The following is a 19,495-nucleotide window of genomic DNA, read 5'->3' on the forward strand; positions in this document are numbered from 1 at the left end:
TCGCACAACTTCTGAATGTTGACGTTACCACCGCTCGCCAGGTACCGTGTTTACGTGAACATCGAAGAAACTCCGGAGTTGTGCCCGCCGACCGAGCTCAGCGCCGGCGTCATCAAGCGCTCCACCCGCCTCGCCGACGGCCGCGAACTGTTCTACTACGACGATCCGGGCACCACCCTCGGCGCAGAGCGCGCCGTCGACGCCCGTGACCTCGCCCCGCGCCCGGACAGCGCGAGCATGCGCCTCGACGTGCTCACCGGCGATTGGATCACCGTCGCCGCGAACCGCCAGAACCGCGTCATGATGCCCTCGGCCGACGCCGATCCACTCGCACCGCAGTCGCCGACGAACCCGTCCGAGGTTCCTTCGCTCTACGACGTCGCGGTGTTCGAGAACCGCTCCCCTGCCTTCGGCCCTGCGCTCGCCGAAGCCGTCGGCACCGCACCTGTGGCAAAGAACCCACCCCGCGGCCTCGACGATCTCGGCGCGCTCGGCCTCGGCCGCACCCGTACCTCCGTCGGCCGCTGCGAGGTCGTGTGCTTCAGCCCTGACCACTCCGGATCCTTCGGAACCCAGTCGGTCACGCGCGCTCGCACCGTCATCGAGGCCTGGGCCGATCGCACGGCCGCGCTGTCGACGCTTCCCGGCATCGAGCAGATCTTCCCGTTCGAGAACCGCGGCGAAGCGATCGGCGTCACCCTTCCCCATCCCCACGGGCAGATCTACGCGTACCCCTACGTCACACCGCGCACGACCCGCGCACTCGAGAGCATCGACCGCACCTCGCCCGACCTGTTCCAGCGCATCCTCGAGTCGGAGCGGGACTCCGAACGCGTCGTGCTCCGAGGCGAGCACTGGACCGCGTTCGTGCCCTTCGCCGCACGCTGGCCCCTCGAGGTGCACCTCATGCCGAACCGGCAGGTGCCCGACTTCGCCGAGACCACCGTCGCTGAGCGCGATGAGCTGGCCCCGCTGTACCTGAAGCTACTTGGGGGCGTCGATGCGCTCTATGACACCCCCACCCCCTACATCGCTGCGTGGCACCAGGCGCCCGTGAACATCGGCCGCGACACGGTCCGTCTGCACCTGCAGCTGACGAGCCCGCGCCGCGCCGCCGACAAGCTCAAGTTCCTCGCTGGATCTGAGGCCGCCATGTGGGCGTGGGCCGCCGAAGTCACCCCCGAACAGGGCGCGGAGCGGATCCGCGAAGCCATCGCACGCGCAGAATCAGGTAACGCATGACCACTCAAGAAGCCGCTCTCGCTCTGTTCGCCGAGCTCACCGACAGTGCTCCCGCCGGCATCTGGTCGGCACCGGGGCGCGTGAACCTGATCGGAGAGCACACTGACTACAACGATGGTTTCGTGCTGCCGTTCGCCATCCCGCATCGCACATACGCCGCTGTCGGCATCCGTGAAGACCTGCGCATTCGCGTGGCGTCCACCTTCGCTGAAGAACCCGTCGAAGTCGCCCTTGATGAGCTGAACGCGCTGTTCCCGACAGCATCCGGCGCGGAGCCCGCCGTCCCGGAGTGGGCCGCATATCCGCTCGGCGTCGCCTGGGCGCTGCAGCTGGCCGGTGCCACGGGCACAGGCGTCGACATCGCGATCGCCTCTGATGTTCCCGTCGGTGCCGGACTGTCATCCTCAGCCGCGATCGAGGGCGCTGCCGCCGGCGCACTGAACGACCTGTGGAAAGCTGGCCTCGACCGCAGGGCGCTGGCCCGCATCGGCCGCCGCGCCGAGAACGAGGCAGTGGGCGCACCGACCGGAATCATGGACCAGATGGCCTCCATGCTCGGCGAGCGCGACCGCGCACTGTTCCTGGACTGCCGCACCCTCGAGACGGATCTTGTCACGCTCGGAATGGCTGATGCAGGCCTTGAGATTCTCGTGATGGACACGCAGGTGAAGCACGCGCACGCCACCGGCGGCTACGGCGAGCGCCGGGCGTCCTGCGAGCGGGGCGCAGCCCTCATGGGCACCACCTCTCTGCGCGACGTCTCGATCGATGACCTCGCTCGCGCGGAAGAGGTCATGGACGACGTCACCTTCCGGCGCGTGCGCCACATCGTCACCGAGAACCAGCGCGTGCTCGACACGGTTCGCGTTCTCGGTGAGAGCGGAGCGCGCGCGATCGGCGATCTGCTCGTCGCCTCCCACGAGTCGATGCGCGATGATTTCGAGATCTCGACGCCCGAGCTCGACCTTGCCGTCGAGACCGCGTTGGCAGCGAGCGCGATCGGGGCACGAATGACGGGCGGCGGCTTCGGCGGTGCGGCGATCGCGCTGGTCGAGCACTCGGCCGTCGAGCGCGTGTCGAGCGCCGTGACCGCAGCATTCGCGGCATCCGGGTTCACGGCACCGCACATCTTCTCGGTGGCTCCGGCCGCCGGCGCCCACCGCGACGCCTGACCTGCGAACCCGCAAAACCACGCCGAGACGCACGCGATTCAACGCCGTTTCGGCGTGGTGTTGCAGTTTCGGGGAGAATATAACGGACCTAGTGGAGGAACACATGTCCTGGATCGTCACCGGCGGAGCCGGCTACATCGGAGCGCACGTCGTGCGTGCCCTCGCGACAGCCGGGCTCTCGCCCGTCATCATCGACGACCTCTCCAGCGGACAGACGTCCTTCATTCCCGAGGGCGTTCCGTTCGTCAACGGCACCATCCTCGACCGTGAGCTCGTCGAGAAGACGCTGCGTGACCACAACGCCGAGGGCGTCATCCACGTCGCCGGCTTCAAGTACGCCGGCGTTTCGGTCCAGCGCCCGCTGCACACCTACGCGCAGAACGTCGACGGCACGCGCGTGATCCTCGAGGCAATGGAAGCAGCAGGCGTCCGCAACATCGTCTTCTCCTCCTCCGCCGCCGTCTTCGGCACGCCTGGCGTCGCGCTCGTCGTCGAAGAGACCGCGAAGAAGCCGGCGAGCCCCTATGGCGAGTCCAAACTGATCGGCGAGTGGATGCTGCGCGACCAGGCGACCGCGACAGCAGACAGCGAGGCGCCGCTGCGCCACACCTCGCTGCGCTACTTCAACGTCGTCGGCTCGGCGGACCCGACCGTCTACGACGTCAGCCCGCACAACCTCTTCCCGATCGTGTTCGAAGCACTGCTCGCCGGCAAGACTCCGCGCATCAACGGCGACGACTACGACACCGAAGACGGCACGAACGTACGTGACTACGTGCACGTCGGTGACATCGCAGCCGCGCACGTCGAGGCGGCGAAGCGCCTCGCGTCCGGAGCATCCATCGAGGCCGCCTACAACCTCGGCTCCGGTGACGGCCTCTCGGTGAAGCAGATCATGGATGCCATGGTCCGCGTCACCGGCATCGATTTCACTCCCGAGATCGGGCCCCGTCGTGCCGGCGACCCCGACCGCATCGTCGCCACCGGAGAGCTCGCCGCCCGCGACCTCGACTGGAAGATGCGCTACTCGGTCGACGAAATGGTGCGCACGGGCTGGGACGCCCGCCGCAACGCCGGCTGAGCAATGATTGCCAGTAGATTCGTGCGAAGAATGCGCGCTTCTACGAAGCTGGCGCTCGCGATCGAAGGAGACACCGCGTGACCGAGACCCCCATCGTCGACACCGCTTCAGGCCCGGTGCGAGGTTTCTGGCGCGATCACGGAACGCCCGAAGCATCCGCTGCTTTTCTCGGCATCCCGTTCGCGAAACCGCCCGTCGGCGACCTGCGTTTCGAAGCGCCCACGCCGCCCGAGCCGTGGACAGAACCGCTGGATGCCACCGCCTACGGCGCGACCGCACTGCGCATCTCGGGCGTCGACAACCTGATTCCCGAACCCGCAGTCCCGGGCAAGAGCACCCTCAACGTGAACGTGTTCACGCCCGCGCCCGACGGGTCTCTGCCTGTTCTCGTCTGGATCCACGGCGGCGGCTACACCGAGGGATCGCCCGCGAGCCCCTGGTACGACGGCGCGCGGTTCAATCGCAACGGCGTCGTCACCGTCACGGTCTCGTACCGGCTCGGCTTCGACGGCTTCGGGTACATCGAGGGCGCACCCGCGAACCGCGGGGTCCGTGACTGGATCGCCGCCCTCGAGTGGGTGCAGCAGAACATCGCCTCCTTCGGCGGCGACCCATCGCGCGTCACGATCGGAGGACAGTCCGCAGGTGGTGGTGCCGTGCTGACACTGCTCGGGATGCCGCAGGCCCAGCACCTCTTCCATCAGGCGATCTCGCTCTCGGGCGCCCTCGCCGATGTGCCACTGCCCACAGCCCGCGCACGCGCCGAGCGCATCGCCGAGATCGGTGGTGTCACGGCAGACATCGAGGGTTTCCGGAGTCTCACCGAGCGCAGAATCCGGCAGCTGCAGCCGAAGGCCGCGACGCCGCGCAAGGGCATCGGCATGGTGCTCGATCTGATCACTGACGGCCTGCCGTGGGGCCCCATGATCGACGGCGAACTGCTCGCACACCCGACGGTGGACTCCCTGGCCACAGGTGTCGGCGCCGATAAGCCGCTGCTGCTCGGATCCGCAGATGACGAGTTCACGATGGTCGCCGAGCGAGAAGGCGGAAAGCTCCGGCGTGCGCCCGCGGCCCTTCTGCTGATGCCGTTCTTGCGCAAGCGCACGATCCGGCGCGCTTACCTCACTGCCAACGCCGCTCAGCGCAAGAAGGGTGGAGTGGCCGTCGTCGGGCGGTTCATCAGCGATCATGTGTTCCGCGTGCTCGTCCCTCGCGTCGCCGAAGCACGACGCGAAGCGGATGCCGCCACCTGGGCGTACCGATTCTCGTGGGTGTCCCCGGCGAAGGGCTGGGCATGTCACTGCCTCGACGTGCCCTTCTGGTTCGATGGGCTCGACAGGGAGAAGGTCGAGAATCTTGCCGGGCCGAATCCGCCCCAGTCGCTGGCGGACGAGATGCATGGCGCGGCCGTGCAGTTCATCTCGGATGGAGACCCGGGATGGCCCGCCTGGGCGACTGATCCCGGTATCGCGCGGGTGTTCGGCGGCGACGGAGCCGAGGTTGCAGAGGGTGCGTACGACAGCGTCCTTGCGCTGGTCTGAGACCGCCGGCGCTAGCGCGGAACCGCTTTGAGCTCCTGACGCATTCTGCGACGCTCGGCCTGTTCGTCAGGGTTCGCGATCGGAGAAGCCAACAGCAGCTGCTGCGTGTAGGGGTGGCGGGGTTCCGTCGTGACCTGCATGGCATCTCCCTGCTCGACGATCTCACCCTGATACATCACGGCGACGCGATGGCTGATGTGGCGAACCACATCGAGGTCATGGCTCACGAAGAGATACGAGACTCCGGTCTCCTGCTGAATCTGCAGAAACAGGTCGAGAACTCGGGCCTGCGTCGTGAGATCGAGCGCACTCACGGGTTCGTCGCACACGATGAGCTTCGGCGAGAGCGCCAGCGCACGGGCGATCGCGATGCGCTGCCGCTGGCCGCCGGAGAATTCACGAGGCAGTCGGTTCACCGTGTCAGACGGCAGATGCACCTGATCGAGCAGCTGCCGGATTCGACGATTCGCGTCGGCCGACGACACCCCCTGCACCTGGAGAGGCTCGGCCAGGGTCTCACCGATCGGCATCGACGGGTTCAACGACGTATACGGATCCTGGAAGACAGCCTGAATGTCACGGCTGAGCTCCTTGCGCCGCGCCCGTGTTGCGTGCGAGATGTCTTCACCCTCGAACACGATAGAACCGGCGGTGACGGGCGCAAGACCGAGAATGGCGCGCCCGAGCGTGGTCTTGCCAGAGCCGGATTCTCCCACCAGTCCCAGCGTCTCGCCGGGTGATATCTCGATGTTGACACCCTTGAGGGCGCGGAAAGGCTTCTTGCGGATGCCTCGGCCGAAGTAGCTGACATCCATTTCGTCGACCTTCAGCAATCTGCCGTTGCACATCACCGACATCGTCATGATGGGAACGTGGCGGCACCTCGGCACGTGGCGCCCCGCTCGCCGAGCCGATCGCGGCCTCGTCGCGGACGCGATCGAAACTGTGGGCCTCACCGACCTCGCCCGTCGGCCGATCGGCGCGCTCTCCTGTGGGCAGCGACAGCGAGCGCTCCTGGCTCAAGCACTCGTCCAGCGAGCCGATCTGGTGCTGCTCGATGAGCCGATGGCCGGGCTCGATGCACCTTCGCGCACGATCATCGCGGAGACGATCGATCAGCGCACTGCGACCGGAGCAGCCGTCATCGCCGTCACTCATGACATCACCGAGTTCACCCGCATCGACGATGTCCTGGTGCTTCAGGACGGCCGCGTGGTCAGTACGTCGTGACCTCGGCGTGCGGCATCCGCGTGCGCATGACCTGCACCGCCTCTGAGCTCTCGTCGACGAGGACGGCGTCGCGACCCAGTGCGGATGCCACGGCCCCTGTCGTCCCCGAGCCCGCAAACAGATCGAGAACGCGGTCGCCCGGGCGGCTGGAGGCCTGCACGATCCGGCGCAGAATCCCCTCGGGCTTCTGCGTCGGGTAGCCGGTCTTCTCGCGCCCCGTCGTCGGCACGATCGTGTGCCACCAGACGTCGGTCGGCAGCTTGCCGCGCGCCGCCTTCTCTGCCGTGACGAGGCCGGGCGCCATGTACGGCTCACGGTCGATGTCGTCGGAGTTGAACACGTGTCCGCCAGGGGTCTTCACGTAGACCAGGATCGTGTCGTGCTTGGTCGGCCAGCGCCTGCGCGACTTCGCGCCGTAGTCATAGGCCCAGATCAGCTCGTTGAGGAAGCAGTCACGGCCGAAGACCGCGTCGAGCATGACCTTCGCGTAGTGCGCCTCGCGGTAGTCCAGGTGCAGGTACAGCGTGCCGTCGGCGGCGAGCAGGCGCCAGGCCTCTTCGAGCCGCGGCATGAGAAAGGCGCCATAGTCGTCGAAGCGGTCGTCGTAGGTGCGCAGCATCCCCCGCACGCGCTCGTATTCGTGCCCGTGGAACCCGTGCCGGATCTCGCGGATGATCGGCTCTTCCTCAGCATCCGCGTCAGGCTGCGTCCGCCGGGCGGTGACGATCTGCCGCTCCTGCGTCCTGCCGGTGTTGAACGGCGGGTCCAGATACACGAGCGTGAACGATGCCGACGGCAGCGTTCGCGCGACGTCGAGATTGTCGCCCTGGATGATCGAGACGGACCCTTCGACAGGCTCAGGGACCGCAGGCTCAGGGACCGCAGGCTCAGGGACCGCAGGCTCAGGGGCCGGATGCGGAGGCGTGACCGTCACGGCACGCGATGCAGCCACGCATCGGTGGCGAACTTCGACTCCACGAGGGCTTCGGCGTCCGCGTATTCGCCAGCGGTAACCGCACCATCCTCGGCATCCGTCAACGAACGGAACGTTGCCTTGAAGCTCTCGATGATCTCGGCGCGGCTGAGGCCGGTCTGCGTGCGCAACGGATCGACGCGCTTGGCGGCCGACGTCGTGCCCTTGTCGCTGAGCTTCTCCTTGCCGATGCGCAGCACCTCGGTCATGACCTGACCGTCGATGTCGTACGAGATGGTCGCGTGGTGCAGCACTCCGCCGTTGGCGAGGCGCTTCTGCGCTGCCCCACCGATCTTGCCGGTCGGGCTCGCGATGTCATTGAGCGGCTGATAGGTCGCATCGATTCCGACCGAGCGCAGCGCCTGCAGCACCCAATCGTCGAGGAACGCGTAAGAGTCGGCGAAGGTCAACCCCTGCACGAGGGATGCCGGCACGTACAGCGAGTATGTGATGATCTGCCCCGCGGCCATGAGCATCGCACCGCCGCCGGAGATCCGCCGGACGACATCGAAGCCGTGCTTGGCTGCCCCCTCGGGGTCGACCTCGTTGCGGTACGACTGGAAGGAGCCGATGACGACAGCGGATTCTTCCCATTCCCAGATGCGCAGCGTCGGGCGGCGACGCCCCTCGCCGACGCGCGCGGTCAGCACCTCGTCGAGCGCGAGGTTCATGCGGGGAGACACCGCCTTCTCGTGCACGATCTCCCAATCGAAGTCACGCCATCCCGGTGCGGTCACGAGAGCGCGGCGCACCGCAGTGCCGACGGATTCCGGGTTGAACCCGAGCAGTTGCGCGCCCGCAGGAAGAGCCGCGCGCACGGCATCGGCGATCACCGTGGCATCCGATTCAGCCGGCAGCCCGTTCACCGCGGCGTTGATGTCTTCAAGAGCCGAGTCCGGCTCGAGGAAGAAGTCGCCCGCGAGACGGAAGTCCGTCAGCCGACCGTCAGCGACCTCGACATCGACGACGACGAGCTTTCCACCAGGAACCTTATACTCACCATGCACCCCTCCAGCCTAACGACCCTTCGACGGGCTCAGGGATCGACAACCGATCATCGCGCGGGGATGTGCTTGTCGAGCCAGGTGAGCACATCGGCGCGCACCTCACGCTGCTGCAATTCGTTGAAGACCTCGTGACGGGCGTCCGGGTACACCAGGGTCGTGACGTCGGTGAGACCGGAACGGCTGCGGTAGCCATCGGCGAGCTTGTGCACGCTGATGGCTCCGCCGACCGGGTCGTCGCGTCCGACGATGAGCAGCAGGGGGATGTCTCTGCCGAGGTTCTTCGCCGGCCGTCCGTAGAGCTTGAGCGCCTCGATCGGTCCGAACAGCTTGAGCAGGGGCACGTTCGTGGTGAGCGGATCTTCGTCGAAAGCCTTCCACACCGCGGGGTCGCGACTGAGCCACTCGTAACCGGTCGCGTCCTTGCTCTCCCAGCGTGCGTTGAGCGGCGCGGCGTTCAGCCCGCGCGGCGTCAGATGCGCAGAGCCCGAGAGAATCACGGCATCCCATGCCTCCGGATGCGCGTTCACCAGCTTCTGCGCGAGGAAAGACCCCCACGAGTGTCCGAGCAGCACCAGCGGAAGGTCCGGGTGCTCCTCTCGGATGATGCCGGTCAGCTGCCAGACGGCATCGACCGCTGCACGCAGACCGCCCTTGCCGAGCCTGCCGAGTTTGGCGGGCCCGCCGTGCTGACGCAGTCCCGTGCGCCCATGACCGCGGTGGTCGTCCGCGTACACGATGTACCCCGCCCCGGTAAGAGCGTCGATCAGCGCGCCATAGCGGCCGGCGTGCTCGCCGACGCCGTGGAGCAGCTGCACGACCGCTCGCGGAGTTCCCTCTGCCGCATGGACGTCATAGACGATCGTGACGCCGTGCGCGTCAGTGAACTCAGAGGTCTGGGGCATGGGATGAGTCTACGGTCGCACCGGCCACAGCCCCAGCGCTTCCCTTTTCTCGTTCTGACCTCCTGCTCAGCAAACTTAGTTAGACTACCTAAGTAATGACTGAACCTGATCTTCTGCACACCACCGCCACCGATCTGCGCCTGGCGACCTTTCGCCTCGCACGCCGACTCCGCCGCGAACGCGCAAGTGACAACATCAGCGATGCGCAGTTCGCCGTCCTCGCCTCCCTGCGCGCACACGGGCGTCTCGCGATCGGCGAACTCGCACAGCGCGAACGAGTGAGCGCGCCCACGATGTCGAGCTCGGTAGATGCCCTCGCCCACGCCGGCCTCGTGCTGCGCGTGCCCGCTGAAGACGACCGCCGACGCGTGTACATCGAGATCACCGATGCCGGAACCGCCATCGTCAGCGCCACCGTGCAGAAGCACGATGCCGCCCTCGCCGCCGCTCTGGCCGAGTTCGACTTCAGCGAGCAGGAACTGCGCACACTCCAGGAAGCGGCGGCTCTGATGCGGAAGGTGGCCGAACGATGACGGCCATGTTCCGCTCGCTTGCGACGTTCAACTACCGCACCTGGTTCATCGGCGCAGTCGTCTCGAACGTCGGCACGTGGATGCAGGCCACCGCGCAGGACTGGGTCGTTCTCACCGAGCTCACCGATAACGACGCCACCGCGATGGGCGTCACGATGGCGCTGCAGTTCGGGCCGCCGCTGGCGTTGGTGAGCGTGACCGGATGGGTCGCCGACCGGTTCGATCGGCGCAAGATCCTGCTGGTCACGCAGATCACGCTCATGATGCTCGCGCTCGCCGTCGCAGCCCTCCTGCTGACGGGCGTCATGACGCTGTCGCTGATGTTCTGCTTCGCGCTCGCCTTCGGTGTGACCAACGCGTTCGACGCTCCCGCTCGACAGGCGTTCGTCTCCGACATGGTGGCGGTCGAAGACGCCTCGAACGCCGTCGCACTCAACTCGGCATCGTTCAACATGGCGCGCCTGATCGGGCCCGCCGTGGCGGGACTGCTCATCGTCGCGGTCGGCACCGGCTGGGTGTTCGTGATCAATGCGGTGACGTTCCTGGCGATGCTCATCGCTCTGAGCGTCATGCGCACGGGCGAGCTGCTCCCGCGCGTATCGAGCAAGGGACGCAACGGCCTTGCCGAGGGCTTCCGCTACGTGTGGTCTCGCAGCGACCTCAAGGTCGTCTTCGTCATGGTGTTCCTGCTCGGGGCGTTCGGCATGAACTTCCCGATCTTCGCCTCGACGATGGCTCTGGAATTCGGCCGCGGCGCCGACGGCTACGGGGTGCTGAGCTCGGTGCTCGCGATCGGCTCGCTCGCCGGGGCACTGCTCGCCGCCCGGCGCGACCGCGCCAGAGTGCGCGTGCTCATCGTCGCGGCAGGAGGGTTCGGCGTCGCATCCGTCGTATCCGCGGGCATGCCGAGCTACTGGTCGTATGCGGTCGTGCTCATCTTCGTCGGCTTCTCGACCGTGACCATGCTCACCACAGCCAACGGCTACGTGCAGACCACCACCGACCCCGCCCTGCGCGGCCGAGTGCTCGCTCTCTACATGGCCGTCGTGATGGGCTCAACACCGATCGGTGCACCGATCGCCGGATGGATCACCGATATCGCAGGCCCTCGCACCGCGATCATGGTCGGCGGCATCGCCGGCCTGCTCGCAATGGCGGTCGGACTCACCTGGATCATCGCATCCGGTCGGCTGCGTCGCCACGAGAACAGCAGGTTCCGCCTCACGCTCGACGAAACCCTGCCGATCTCAGTCGTACGCCCTGACCCCGTGGAGTTCAGCGACGAAGTCGCCGCGGCAACGACACCGATCCGCCTGCCGAAGCGGCGCTGACCGGATCGGCGTCAGCCTTCCAGCACGAGCCGGAGCTGCTCGAGCGCCCAGTCGATCTCGGTCGCGCGGATCACCAGCGGCGGCGCGATGCGGATCGTCTGACCGTGCGTGTCCTTCACGAGCACTCCGCGTTCCATGAGCTTCTCGCTGATCTCGCGGCCGGTGCCGCGAGCCGGGTCGATATCGACACCGGCCCAGAGCCCGGCAACCCGGATGCCGGTGACACCGTGGCCGACGAGCTTCTCGAGCCCTTCGGTGAGGTGCGCGCCGAGCAGACGCGCGCGCTCCTGGAATGCGCCGGTCTCGAGCATCTCGACCACGCGCAGCCCGACGGCCGCAGCGAGCGGATTGCCGCCGAAGGTCGAACCGTGCTCGCCAGGACGAATGACGCCGAGCACGTCGCGGTTGCCGACCACTGCGGAGACGGGCAGGATGCCGCCGCCAAGAGCCTTTCCGAGCAGGTAGAGGTCAGGAACGACACCCTCACGGTCGCACGCGAAGGTCTCACCGACCCGGCCGAGGCCCGCCTGGATCTCATCGGCGATGAACAGCACATTCTGCTCGTCGCAGATCTCGCGGATCCGCGTCAGGTAGCCCTCCGGCGGGATGATGACCCCGGCTTCGCCCTGGATCGGTTCCACGAGGACAGCTACGGTCTCGTCCGTGATGGCCGCGGCGATGGCATCCGCATCGCCGTAGGGCACGACGTCGAAACCGGGCGTGAACGGGCCGAAGCCCTTGCGCGCGGTGTCGTCGTCGCTGAAGCTGACGATTGTCGTGGTGCGGCCGTGGAAGTTCCCGGCTGCAACGACGATCCGCGCCTTGCCCGAGGCTATGCCCTTGACCCGGTACCCCCAGGCGCGGGCGACCTTGATGCCGGTCTCGACGGCCTCGGCTCCGGTGTTCATCGGCAGCACGAGTTCCTTGCCGCACAGGCGCGCGAGCGCCTCGGCGAACGGCTCGAGCTGATCGTTCATGAATGCGCGACTCGTGAGGGTCACGCGCCCCAGCTGATGCGTCGCCGCGCCCACGAGGTCCGGATGCCGGTGCCCGAAGTTCACGGCCGAATAGGCCGCGAGCAGATCGAGATAGCGCTTGCCCTCGACGTCGGTGACCCACACCCCCTCACCGGTGGCGATCGTCACCGGGAGCGGGTGGTAGTTCTCTGCGACATGCGCCTCCGCGCGCCCAGCACCTGCTGTCATTCTGCGCCGCGCAGCTCGAGAGTGCAGCACTTGATGCCGCCGCCGCCGAGCAGCAGCTCGGAGAGGTCGACCATGATCGGGTTGTACCCGCGCTCGCGCAGCTGCGCTTCGAAGCCCTTGGCGCGCGGCGAGATGATGACGTTGTATCCGTCGCTGGCGGAGTTCAGGCCGAACACCGAACCGTCCTCATCCGAGACGAGGATCGCGTCCGGGTAGCGCTCTTCGAGAATGGCGCGGCTGGCCTCATCGAAGGCACCGGGGAGGTAGGCGATGTTCGCCCGCTCCGGGCCGCCGTTCTCGATTCCCTCGACCGGATCGAGCACGGCGATCGCGGTGTCGAGGTGGTAGAAGCGGGGGTCGATGAGGTTGAGCGAGACGACCTCGCGGCCGAAGACCTCGCCGACCTCACGGTGACTGTCACCGGTGGAGCGGAAACCGGTTCCGGCGAGGATCGTGTCTCCGACGAGCAGGAAGTCGCCCTCGCCCTCGTTGACCTCTTCGGGCATGACAGTGTCGAAGCCGTTCGCGCGGAACCACTCGGCGAACGCCGGTGACTCTCCCTGTCGCTCGACGAAACGGAACTCCGGAACGTACGCACGGCCATCGATGACGAAACCGCCGTTGGCCGTGTAGACCATGTCGGGGTACCCGGCGAGCGGCTCGATCAGTTCGACCTCGTGGCCGAGTGCGAGATACAGGTCGTAGAGCTTCTGCCACTGCGCGACCGCATTGGCGGTGTCGGTGGGCCGTGCCGGCTCCATCCACGGGTTGATCTTGTAGCTGACGGTGAAGTGCTCTGGACGGCACATCAGGTAGCGCCGGTGGTGCGCAGTGCGGGTGTTCGAGGGTGCGGTCATGGTTTCAGGCGTCGACATCATTCTCCTTGAGAGGGTCGGGCGGACGCTGTCCAGAGGCCCGGCGGAAGTTCGACCCACCGTGACCCTTCGACAGACTCAGGGAACAACGGCGAAGAAGATGCGACACAGGCACGCCAGCTCTTATTGTGACACCCGCCCCTGGGTATGCGCCAGCGGCCTGCTCAACTTTCGGGGTATTGAAAGAGGTCGTCGATTCCGACCTCGAAGGCGCGCGCGATCTGGAACGCGAGCTCGAGCGTCGGCGAGTATCTGCCCTGCTCGATGGCGATGAGCGTCTGACGAGTCACCCCGATGCGGCGGGCGAGGTCGGCCTGCGTGATGCCGGCCTCCTCGCGGCGCGAGCGGATGCTGTTGGTGACGAGCGTGGGCTTGACCATCAGACCAGCCCTCGCCGGTAAGCGACGACCCGGGCGATACCCCCGACGAATGCGGCGACGGCGAAGCCGAGGAACATCGTGTTCGCGATCCAGAACACATCTGCCCCGGTCGCGCAGAGTGCGATCACCCCGAGTCCTGCAATCGTGAGAAAGACGGACTCGACCCGCCCACCCAGACGACTGATATCACGGTCGCGAATATCGGACGCCGACGCAGCCTCTCGATCGCGCATGCCGACGATGATGCCCCAGAGGATCGTGATGAGGATGGTGAGCAGGATGCTCCCGCCGATCGTCCACAGCATCAGCGGGAACCAGTCGACGCCGGTGACGTCTCCCCCGCCCGCGTTGCTCAGAACGAGGGTGAGATAGACGCCCATCGTGACGACGGACATGACGAGACCTGCCCACGCCGCACGCTCGTGATAGACCATGACAACCTCCTGATGTAAAAGATTCTTGACATCTTGAAGGTACTGCGCGCGCAGCATCCGTGTCAAGAATTCTTTACATCAGTTCTTGTCAGGTGGGCCGAACAGCCCCTCCCCCTGCGAGTGCAGCAGGTTGTATGCGTCGATGAACGTCTGCGGTTCCTGCGACTCGGGCAACCCCGCGCGCGCGAGCAGCAGCCCCAGCAGCCCGCGGGCGGGCGGCGTCAATGGCTTGTCCTTGTGCTCATGAGCGGGATGCGCATCGGTCTTCTCGGGATTGAGCGGAGTGAACGAGGGGGTGGTCCTCGGCCAGTCCGACGGATGCCGCGGCTTGTCGAGGTTGATGACGCTGAACAGGTCGTTCGCTGTGGCATCTCGCTGCGTGAGCGGCTTCAACCCGTGCAGCCGATTCAGCGTCGAGATGACAGCACCGTGATGCATCTCGTCATTGATGACGGTTCCCGACCGCGTGTAGGCCGACACCGCGATGGCGGGCACTCGGCATCCGAGCCGATCGAACTCGAAGCCCATCTCGCCAGGGCCCGCCCGATCCGGCGGCGTGGCGGCCGGGGGCGCCACGTGGTCGTAGCATCCGCCGTGCTCATCGAAAGTGATCAGCAGAAGCGTGTTGACGGCATTCGATCCCTTGGCGCTCTTGCTCGCGCGGACCGCGGAGTAGATGTCGTGAACGAGCTCGTCACCTGCCCGCACGTCAGAGTACGCGCTGTCGAACACCTCTGAGCCGTCGACGTCGCTGACGCGCCGGTGCCCGAACGGCGGGTGGAAGTCATTGTGGTTGTAGATCATGCGCGGCTCGATGAACGCATAGGCGGGGAGCTCGCCGTGCTCCACGTCCGCGTAGAAGTCGTCCATCGTGCCGAAGTGCTCGGTGCGCCAGAACTTCTCAAGCACCGGTGCGTGCAGGACGCCGGTGAATGAGACCATCTGCAGCTCGTCGAAGTAGACCTTCCAGGTGAGCCCGGCGTCTTCGAGCCGGTTGAAGATCGTCGGCGACTTCGGTGCATCCAGCCACTTGTCGTAGCCGCCGCCGTGCTTGTTGGTGACGAACCCGTGCGAGGTGGACGCGTGGAAGAACGACCGATTGCAGAAGGTCTGCGAGGGAACTGCCGCGAACCAGTTGTCGAACACTGCGAACTCTCGAGCGAGCATCGACAGTGTCGGCAGCATCTCGGGCGAGAACGAGCCCATGATGTGCTTCGCCTGCTCGGCTGTCGGCCGCTCGCCCTTCTTCAGCTCGCTGTAGTTGCTGATGTAGTCCTCGAGGAACCCGCCCATCGTGGGCTGCTCGCCATGCTGAGGCATGTTGTAGGGCGGCTCCATCGCCCCCGTCGGGATGCCGAAGTTGCCGGCCGGCTCGATAGTGCCGAAGATCTGCGTGTTGACGTGCGGGTACTCTTCACCGGGATCGGGGTCGGGATACGTCATGATCCGGTCGGTCGGCCCGTCGTACACGTGCGCGGCGACCGTCGTGCCGTCAGATGCGGTGTTCGTGTAGTCGCCGAAATCGAGACCGTCGAAGTCCTGTCCCTCCGGCAGATTCTCTTTCGTGTACAGGTAGCCGAGCAGATTGTCGAAGGAGCGGTTCTCGCCCATCAGGACGACGATGTGATCGAAGCCGGGTGCGTGCCGCGGCGAGAGTGCGCCGTAGCCGTCAGCGGCCTCAGCGAACCCGTCCTGCTTTCCGAGTGCGAAGCCTGCGGCAGCCCCCGCTCCGCCGCCGATCAGCGCGCCAGCGGCTGCTACCCCTCCCAAACGGAAGAAGTCTCGCCGTGAGCTCTTGGAATCTTCCTGCTCTTCACCGTCAGCCACGCTCAAATACTACTGGCGCGCCCAACGGGCACTCCTTGCGAGCATGTGCGCCGGGTCAGATGGCCTCGGCGCTCCAGTCATCGGGGTTGCCGAAGCGATGCGCAGTGATCGCGATTGCCTGCTCGTGCACGAACGGCAGCAGCTCGATGCGTCCGGCCGAGGTCACCTCTCCGTCGTAGACCGACAGGTCGGGGTCTCCGCCGGTGGTTTCGGCGAGCGCGCGGTGCGCAGCCGCCACGGCATCCCGAGGCCCCACCAGCCGCACCCGCGAGGCACGAGGGGCGGCTCCGGCCAGGACCGCGTCGGCATCGTCGACGCGCGCCATCCGCTCGTTCCACTCCTCGTCGCTCTCCACCGCGACGCCTACGCGCAGCTCAGACAGTGCTCGGCGCACCTCGGCAGGCAGCCCCGTCGGTGTCGACAGGAAGAACTTCGATCCGGTGCGGATGCCGGCGATGACGACACGGAGCAGTTCGTGCCATCCGGCGTCCCGCACCGCGCGGATCATCACGGGCACAGGGCGATACCGGAAGAGGTTCCGCTCGATGCCGAGCTGTGAGACGTCGCGCACCTGGCCGAACTCGCGGTCCCATGCGATGGCGTCCGAGAGCGCGGAACGGCGCAACCACTCGAAGCTCTCGAAGTCGAGTGAGGGCTGAGCCGATTCGATGAGGTGGGTGATGCGCGAATCGAGCCCGCGCAGGTGCAGGGTGCTGGAGGCAGGGCCACCCGCGCGCGCCCTCCAGCTGCCGAGGCCGATGAGGTAGTTCGGGCCGCCAGCCTTCGTGCCCGGTCCGACCGATGAGCGCTTCCAGCCGCCGAACGGCTGACGCTGCACGATGGCCCCGGTGATGCCGCGGTTCACATACAGGTTTCCGGCCTGAACCCGATCGATCCAGGTAGCGAGCTCGTCGGGGTCCTGCGTGTGCAGCCCGGCGGTCAGCCCATAGGGCACCGCATTCTGCATCTCGATCGCACGATCGAGCGTCGGCGCATACATGATGCCGAGCACCGGGCCGAAGAATTCCTCCATGTGGAAGCGCGAACCCGGCTGCACACCCACGCGGATGCCGGGACGCCAGAGCCGCCCCGTCTCATCGCCCGCCACGCGTGAGGGTGCGATCAGCCACCGCTCATCGCCTTCCAGTTCGCTCAGCGCCCAGGCGAGCTTGCCCTGCGGTTTCTCGATCACCGGCCCGAGGTCGGCGAGCGCATCGCTCGGCCAGTCCACGTGCAGCGAGCGCGTGGCATCGACCAGCTGGCGGGCGAAGCGCTTGGATCGCGCGATCGGACCGACGAGGATCGCGAGCGATGCCGCAGAGCACTTCTGCCCTGCGTGCCCGAATGCGCTCTTGACGAGATCGGCGACAGCGAGGTCGAGGTCGGCCGAGGGCGTGATGACGATCGCGTTCTTGCCGCTGGTCTCGGCCAGCAGCGGCAGGTCGGGACGCCAGGATCGGAAGAGCGCTGCCGTGTCCCACGAACCGGTGAGGATGACGCGGTCGACCGCCTCGTGCGAGATGAGCTGCTGGCCGAGCTCATCCTCTTCGAGATCGACGAGGGCCAGGACATCGCGCGGGATGCCGGCCTCCCACAACGCCTCGGCGATCACGGCCGCACATCGGCGTGCCTGCGGCGCGGGCTTGAAGATGACGCCGGACCCTGCAGCGAGCGCAGCGAGCACTCCCCCGGCCGGGATCGCCAGCGGGAAGTTCCACGGGGGCGCAACAACCGTGAGCGCTGCGGGTTCGAAAGCGGCACCCGTCACAGCATCCAGTTCGCGTGCCTTCGCGCCGTAGTAGCGAGCGAAGTCGACCGCCTCGCTGACCTCGATGTCTGCTTCGGCGAGTACCTTGCCGGTCTCGGATGCGGCCACCTCGATCAGCTCTGCACGCCTCGATTCGAGGGCGGCGGCGGCGCGCACCAGCACCTCGGCGCGTTCTGCTGCCGGGCGCGATCCCCAGCCGGGGGCTGCGGCGACGACGCGGTCGATGGTCTCATCCAGCAGTGCCGCGTCGTCGACGAGTGCGGCGCGCAGTGTCTCATCGCCCGCTGTCGAGGTCGCGATGCGGGAGCGGATCTCGCGCGCCCACTCCCGGTTCGTCGGCAGAGCGGGGTCGCTGTCTGCCGTGTTGCGGAAGCCGGGAGCGCCGGCGGAATCGACATCGAGCTCACGTGGCGAGTACACGGCGGTCTCGACGAACGCGTCGGTGCGGCTTTCCGCGCTGGAGCCTCGAGCGATGCCGAGCACCATCTGGGTGAGGTCGCCGTCGTCGGCCTCGGTGTGCTGGGCAGGGCGCAGCGATTCGTGCACCGGCTTCTGCTTGTCCTGCATACGGAACGACACCGAGCGGAGCGTCGGATCATCTGCGCGCTCGAGGGCACGCAGGAACCGGTCTCGCTCGCGGACGAACAGGGATTCATCGTCGTGCAGGTGGAACGCCGCAGAGAGGAAGTTGTCGTGCTCGGCGTTCTCTTCAAGACGGCGCACGAGGTAGCTGATGGCGACGTCGAACTCGGCCGGCTTCACGACCGGAACGTACAGCAGCACCGGACCGACCTCCCGCGAGACGGCCTGCACCTGCCCTTGAGCCATCCCGAGCAGCATCTCGAACTCGACGTCGTCACGCACGCCGCGCTCGCCCGCCAGCAGCCAGGCGTAGGCGATGCCGAACAGGTTGTGCCCGGCGACGCCGATTCGGACAGCGGCCGCGTTCTCAGGACGCAGCGCCTCATCGAGCAGGCGAAGGTAGTTCGCGTCGGTATCGAGTTTGCTGTCGTAGGTGGCCAGCGGCCACCCGTGCATTGCGGCATCCACGCGTTCCATCGGCAGGTTCGCGCCCTTGACGAGGCGGACCTTGATCGCCGCGCCGCCGTGCTCGACGCGATCCTTCGCCCACGCGGTCAGTTCGCGCAGCGCGCCGAGCGCATCGGGGAGGTACGCCTGGAGGACGATGCCTGCTTCGAGCAGCGGCAGGCGGTCGTCTTCGAGAATGCGGGTGAAGACCGCGATCGTCAGGTCGAGATCGCGATACTCCTCCATATCGAGGTTGATGAAGGTCCCCGTCTTCGCCGCGGTGAGGTAGAGCGGGGTGAGGCGCTCGGCGACGGCCTCGACGACCTCGTCGAACGCCCACATCGACAGGTGGCTCATCACGGACGAGACCTTGACCGAGACGTAGTCGACATCGTCACGTCGGATGAGTTCGTGGATACCCTCGAGGCGCCGCTTCGCCTCGTCTTCACCGAGCACTGCCTCGCCGAGCAGATTGAGGTTCAGACGTGCGCTTCCCGACGCGCGCAGCTTCTCGATGGCCTCGCCGAGTTTCGCAGGTCGCGCGTCGACGACGAGGTGCCCGACCATCTCGCGCAGCACGCGGCGAGCGATCGGCACCACCGGTGATGGCAGAACCTGCGCGACCCCGCCGCCGAGGCGCACCGCACCGCGCAGATACCAGGGCAGGAAGTCCGGCACGATCGGAGCGATCCGGTGCAGTCCGGATGCCGCAGCCGACAGACTCTCCGGACGCATCACCGAGTCGACGAATCCGAGAGTGAACGGCAACCCGTTCTTGTCCTGCAGCACGTCGGCAAGGCGGGCGGCAGCGGGATCTACTTCGATCTCAGATGCTTCGGCGACCCAGCGCTGGGCAAGCTTCACCGATTGCTCAGCGAGCGGAAGGGAACCCGAAACGGGCGACTCAGACATGCACTCAGCCTAAGAGCGCGGAGTGCTTCTCAGGCGGTGACACAGCGGAG

General features: G+C 66.8%; 17 protein-coding genes. 7 read left to right on the plus strand and 10 right to left on the minus strand.

Annotated elements, in window-relative coordinates; all coding sequences use genetic code 11:
• Positions 1–60 precede the first annotated feature (60 nt).
• The 4 genes from galT (at position 61) to ACN0RC_RS03760 (ending at position 5,039) form a co-directional block, all read left to right on the plus strand.
• Positions 61–1,242 (plus strand): galactose-1-phosphate uridylyltransferase, encoded by a 1,182-nt coding sequence (gene galT, locus ACN0RC_RS03745; protein WP_417509624.1) that lies wholly within the window; start codon positions 61–63, stop codon positions 1,240–1,242.
• Positions 1,239–2,414 (plus strand): galactokinase, encoded by a 1,176-nt coding sequence (gene galK, locus ACN0RC_RS03750; RefSeq protein ID WP_417508951.1) that lies wholly within the window; start codon positions 1,239–1,241, stop codon positions 2,412–2,414. Before galT ends, galK begins: the two co-directional genes overlap by 4 nt.
• 103 nt (positions 2,415–2,517) lie before the next feature.
• Complete coding sequence (galE, locus tag ACN0RC_RS03755) at positions 2,518–3,495, plus strand: UDP-glucose 4-epimerase GalE (RefSeq protein ID WP_417508953.1); 978 nt, start codon at positions 2,518–2,520, stop codon at positions 3,493–3,495.
• Positions 3,496–3,572: 77 nt separating this feature from the next.
• Positions 3,573–5,039, plus strand: a complete 1,467-nt coding sequence (locus ACN0RC_RS03760; protein WP_417508955.1) for a carboxylesterase/lipase family protein — start codon at positions 3,573–3,575, stop codon at positions 5,037–5,039.
• Positions 5,040–5,050: 11 nt separating this feature from the next.
• Here the strand turns inward: ACN0RC_RS03760 and ACN0RC_RS03765 are convergent, their stop codons facing one another.
• Complete coding sequence (locus tag ACN0RC_RS03765) at positions 5,051–5,896, minus strand: ATP-binding cassette domain-containing protein (protein WP_417509626.1); 846 nt, start codon at positions 5,894–5,896, stop codon at positions 5,051–5,053.
• Between ACN0RC_RS03765 and ACN0RC_RS03770 the strand changes: the two genes are divergently transcribed.
• The gene (locus ACN0RC_RS03770) at positions 5,880–6,269 is read left to right on the plus strand and encodes a metal ABC transporter ATP-binding protein (protein WP_417508957.1); all 390 of its coding nucleotides are present in this window, start codon (positions 5,880–5,882) and stop codon (positions 6,267–6,269) included. The genes ACN0RC_RS03765 and ACN0RC_RS03770 overlap by 17 nt on opposite strands.
• Here ACN0RC_RS03770 and ACN0RC_RS03775 read toward each other — a convergent pair.
• From ACN0RC_RS03775 to ACN0RC_RS03785, 3 genes are read right to left on the minus strand one after another with little or no spacing between them, the layout of a single operon-like run.
• Complete coding sequence (locus ACN0RC_RS03775; RefSeq protein WP_417508959.1) at positions 6,256–7,221, minus strand: DNA-methyltransferase; 966 nt, start codon at positions 7,219–7,221, stop codon at positions 6,256–6,258. The genes ACN0RC_RS03770 and ACN0RC_RS03775 overlap by 14 nt on opposite strands.
• Positions 7,200–8,249, minus strand: a complete 1,050-nt coding sequence (locus ACN0RC_RS03780; RefSeq protein WP_417508961.1) for a lipoate--protein ligase family protein — start codon at positions 8,247–8,249, stop codon at positions 7,200–7,202. The genes ACN0RC_RS03775 and ACN0RC_RS03780 overlap by 22 nt, the downstream gene beginning before the upstream one ends.
• A gap of 47 nt (positions 8,250–8,296) precedes the next feature.
• Positions 8,297–9,151, minus strand: coding sequence for an alpha/beta fold hydrolase (locus ACN0RC_RS03785; protein WP_417508963.1), 855 nt, complete (start codon positions 9,149–9,151; stop codon positions 8,297–8,299).
• Between the two features lie 95 nt (positions 9,152–9,246).
• Here ACN0RC_RS03785 and ACN0RC_RS03790 point away from each other — a divergent pair, with 95 nt between their 5' ends.
• Together ACN0RC_RS03790 and ACN0RC_RS03795 are read left to right on the plus strand one after the other, a co-directional pair.
• Positions 9,247–9,684 (plus strand): MarR family winged helix-turn-helix transcriptional regulator, encoded by a 438-nt coding sequence (locus ACN0RC_RS03790; protein WP_417508965.1) that lies wholly within the window; start codon positions 9,247–9,249, stop codon positions 9,682–9,684.
• 5 nt (positions 9,685–9,689) lie between these two features.
• On the plus strand, positions 9,690–11,015 hold the full coding sequence (locus ACN0RC_RS03795) for an MFS transporter (protein WP_417509628.1): 1,326 nt from the start codon (positions 9,690–9,692) through the stop codon (positions 11,013–11,015).
• Positions 11,016–11,026: 11 nt separating this feature from the next.
• On the opposite strand, the gene rocD is transcribed toward ACN0RC_RS03795, so the two are convergent.
• The 6 genes from rocD to ACN0RC_RS03825 form a co-directional block, all read right to left on the minus strand.
• Positions 11,027–12,220, minus strand: a complete 1,194-nt coding sequence (gene rocD, locus ACN0RC_RS03800) for an ornithine--oxo-acid transaminase (RefSeq protein WP_417508967.1) — start codon at positions 12,218–12,220, stop codon at positions 11,027–11,029.
• On the minus strand, positions 12,217–13,095 hold the full coding sequence (gene ddaH, locus ACN0RC_RS03805; RefSeq protein WP_417508969.1) for a dimethylargininase: 879 nt from the start codon (positions 13,093–13,095) through the stop codon (positions 12,217–12,219). Before ddaH ends, rocD begins: the two co-directional genes overlap by 4 nt.
• Before the next feature lie 164 nt (positions 13,096–13,259).
• The gene (locus ACN0RC_RS03810) at positions 13,260–13,475 is read right to left on the minus strand and encodes a helix-turn-helix transcriptional regulator (RefSeq protein WP_417508970.1); all 216 of its coding nucleotides are present in this window, start codon (positions 13,473–13,475) and stop codon (positions 13,260–13,262) included.
• Positions 13,475–13,909, minus strand: coding sequence for a hypothetical protein (locus ACN0RC_RS03815; protein WP_417508972.1), 435 nt, complete (start codon positions 13,907–13,909; stop codon positions 13,475–13,477). Before ACN0RC_RS03815 ends, ACN0RC_RS03810 begins: the two co-directional genes overlap by 1 nt.
• A gap of 78 nt (positions 13,910–13,987) precedes the next feature.
• Positions 13,988–15,736, minus strand: coding sequence for an alkaline phosphatase family protein (locus tag ACN0RC_RS03820; protein WP_417508974.1), 1,749 nt, complete (start codon positions 15,734–15,736; stop codon positions 13,988–13,990).
• A 55-nt stretch (positions 15,737–15,791) separates the two neighbouring features.
• Positions 15,792–19,445 carry a bifunctional proline dehydrogenase/L-glutamate gamma-semialdehyde dehydrogenase gene (locus tag ACN0RC_RS03825; RefSeq protein ID WP_417508976.1) on the minus strand — a complete coding sequence of 1,218 codons (3,654 nt, stop codon included), beginning with the start codon at positions 19,443–19,445 and terminating at the stop codon, positions 15,792–15,794.
• Positions 19,446–19,495 lie beyond the last annotated feature (50 nt).

The sequence above is a fragment of the Microbacterium sp. genome (genome assembly GCF_048259935.1).
In the GTDB taxonomy this organism is placed as follows: Bacteria; Actinomycetota; Actinomycetes; order Actinomycetales; family Microbacteriaceae; genus Microbacterium.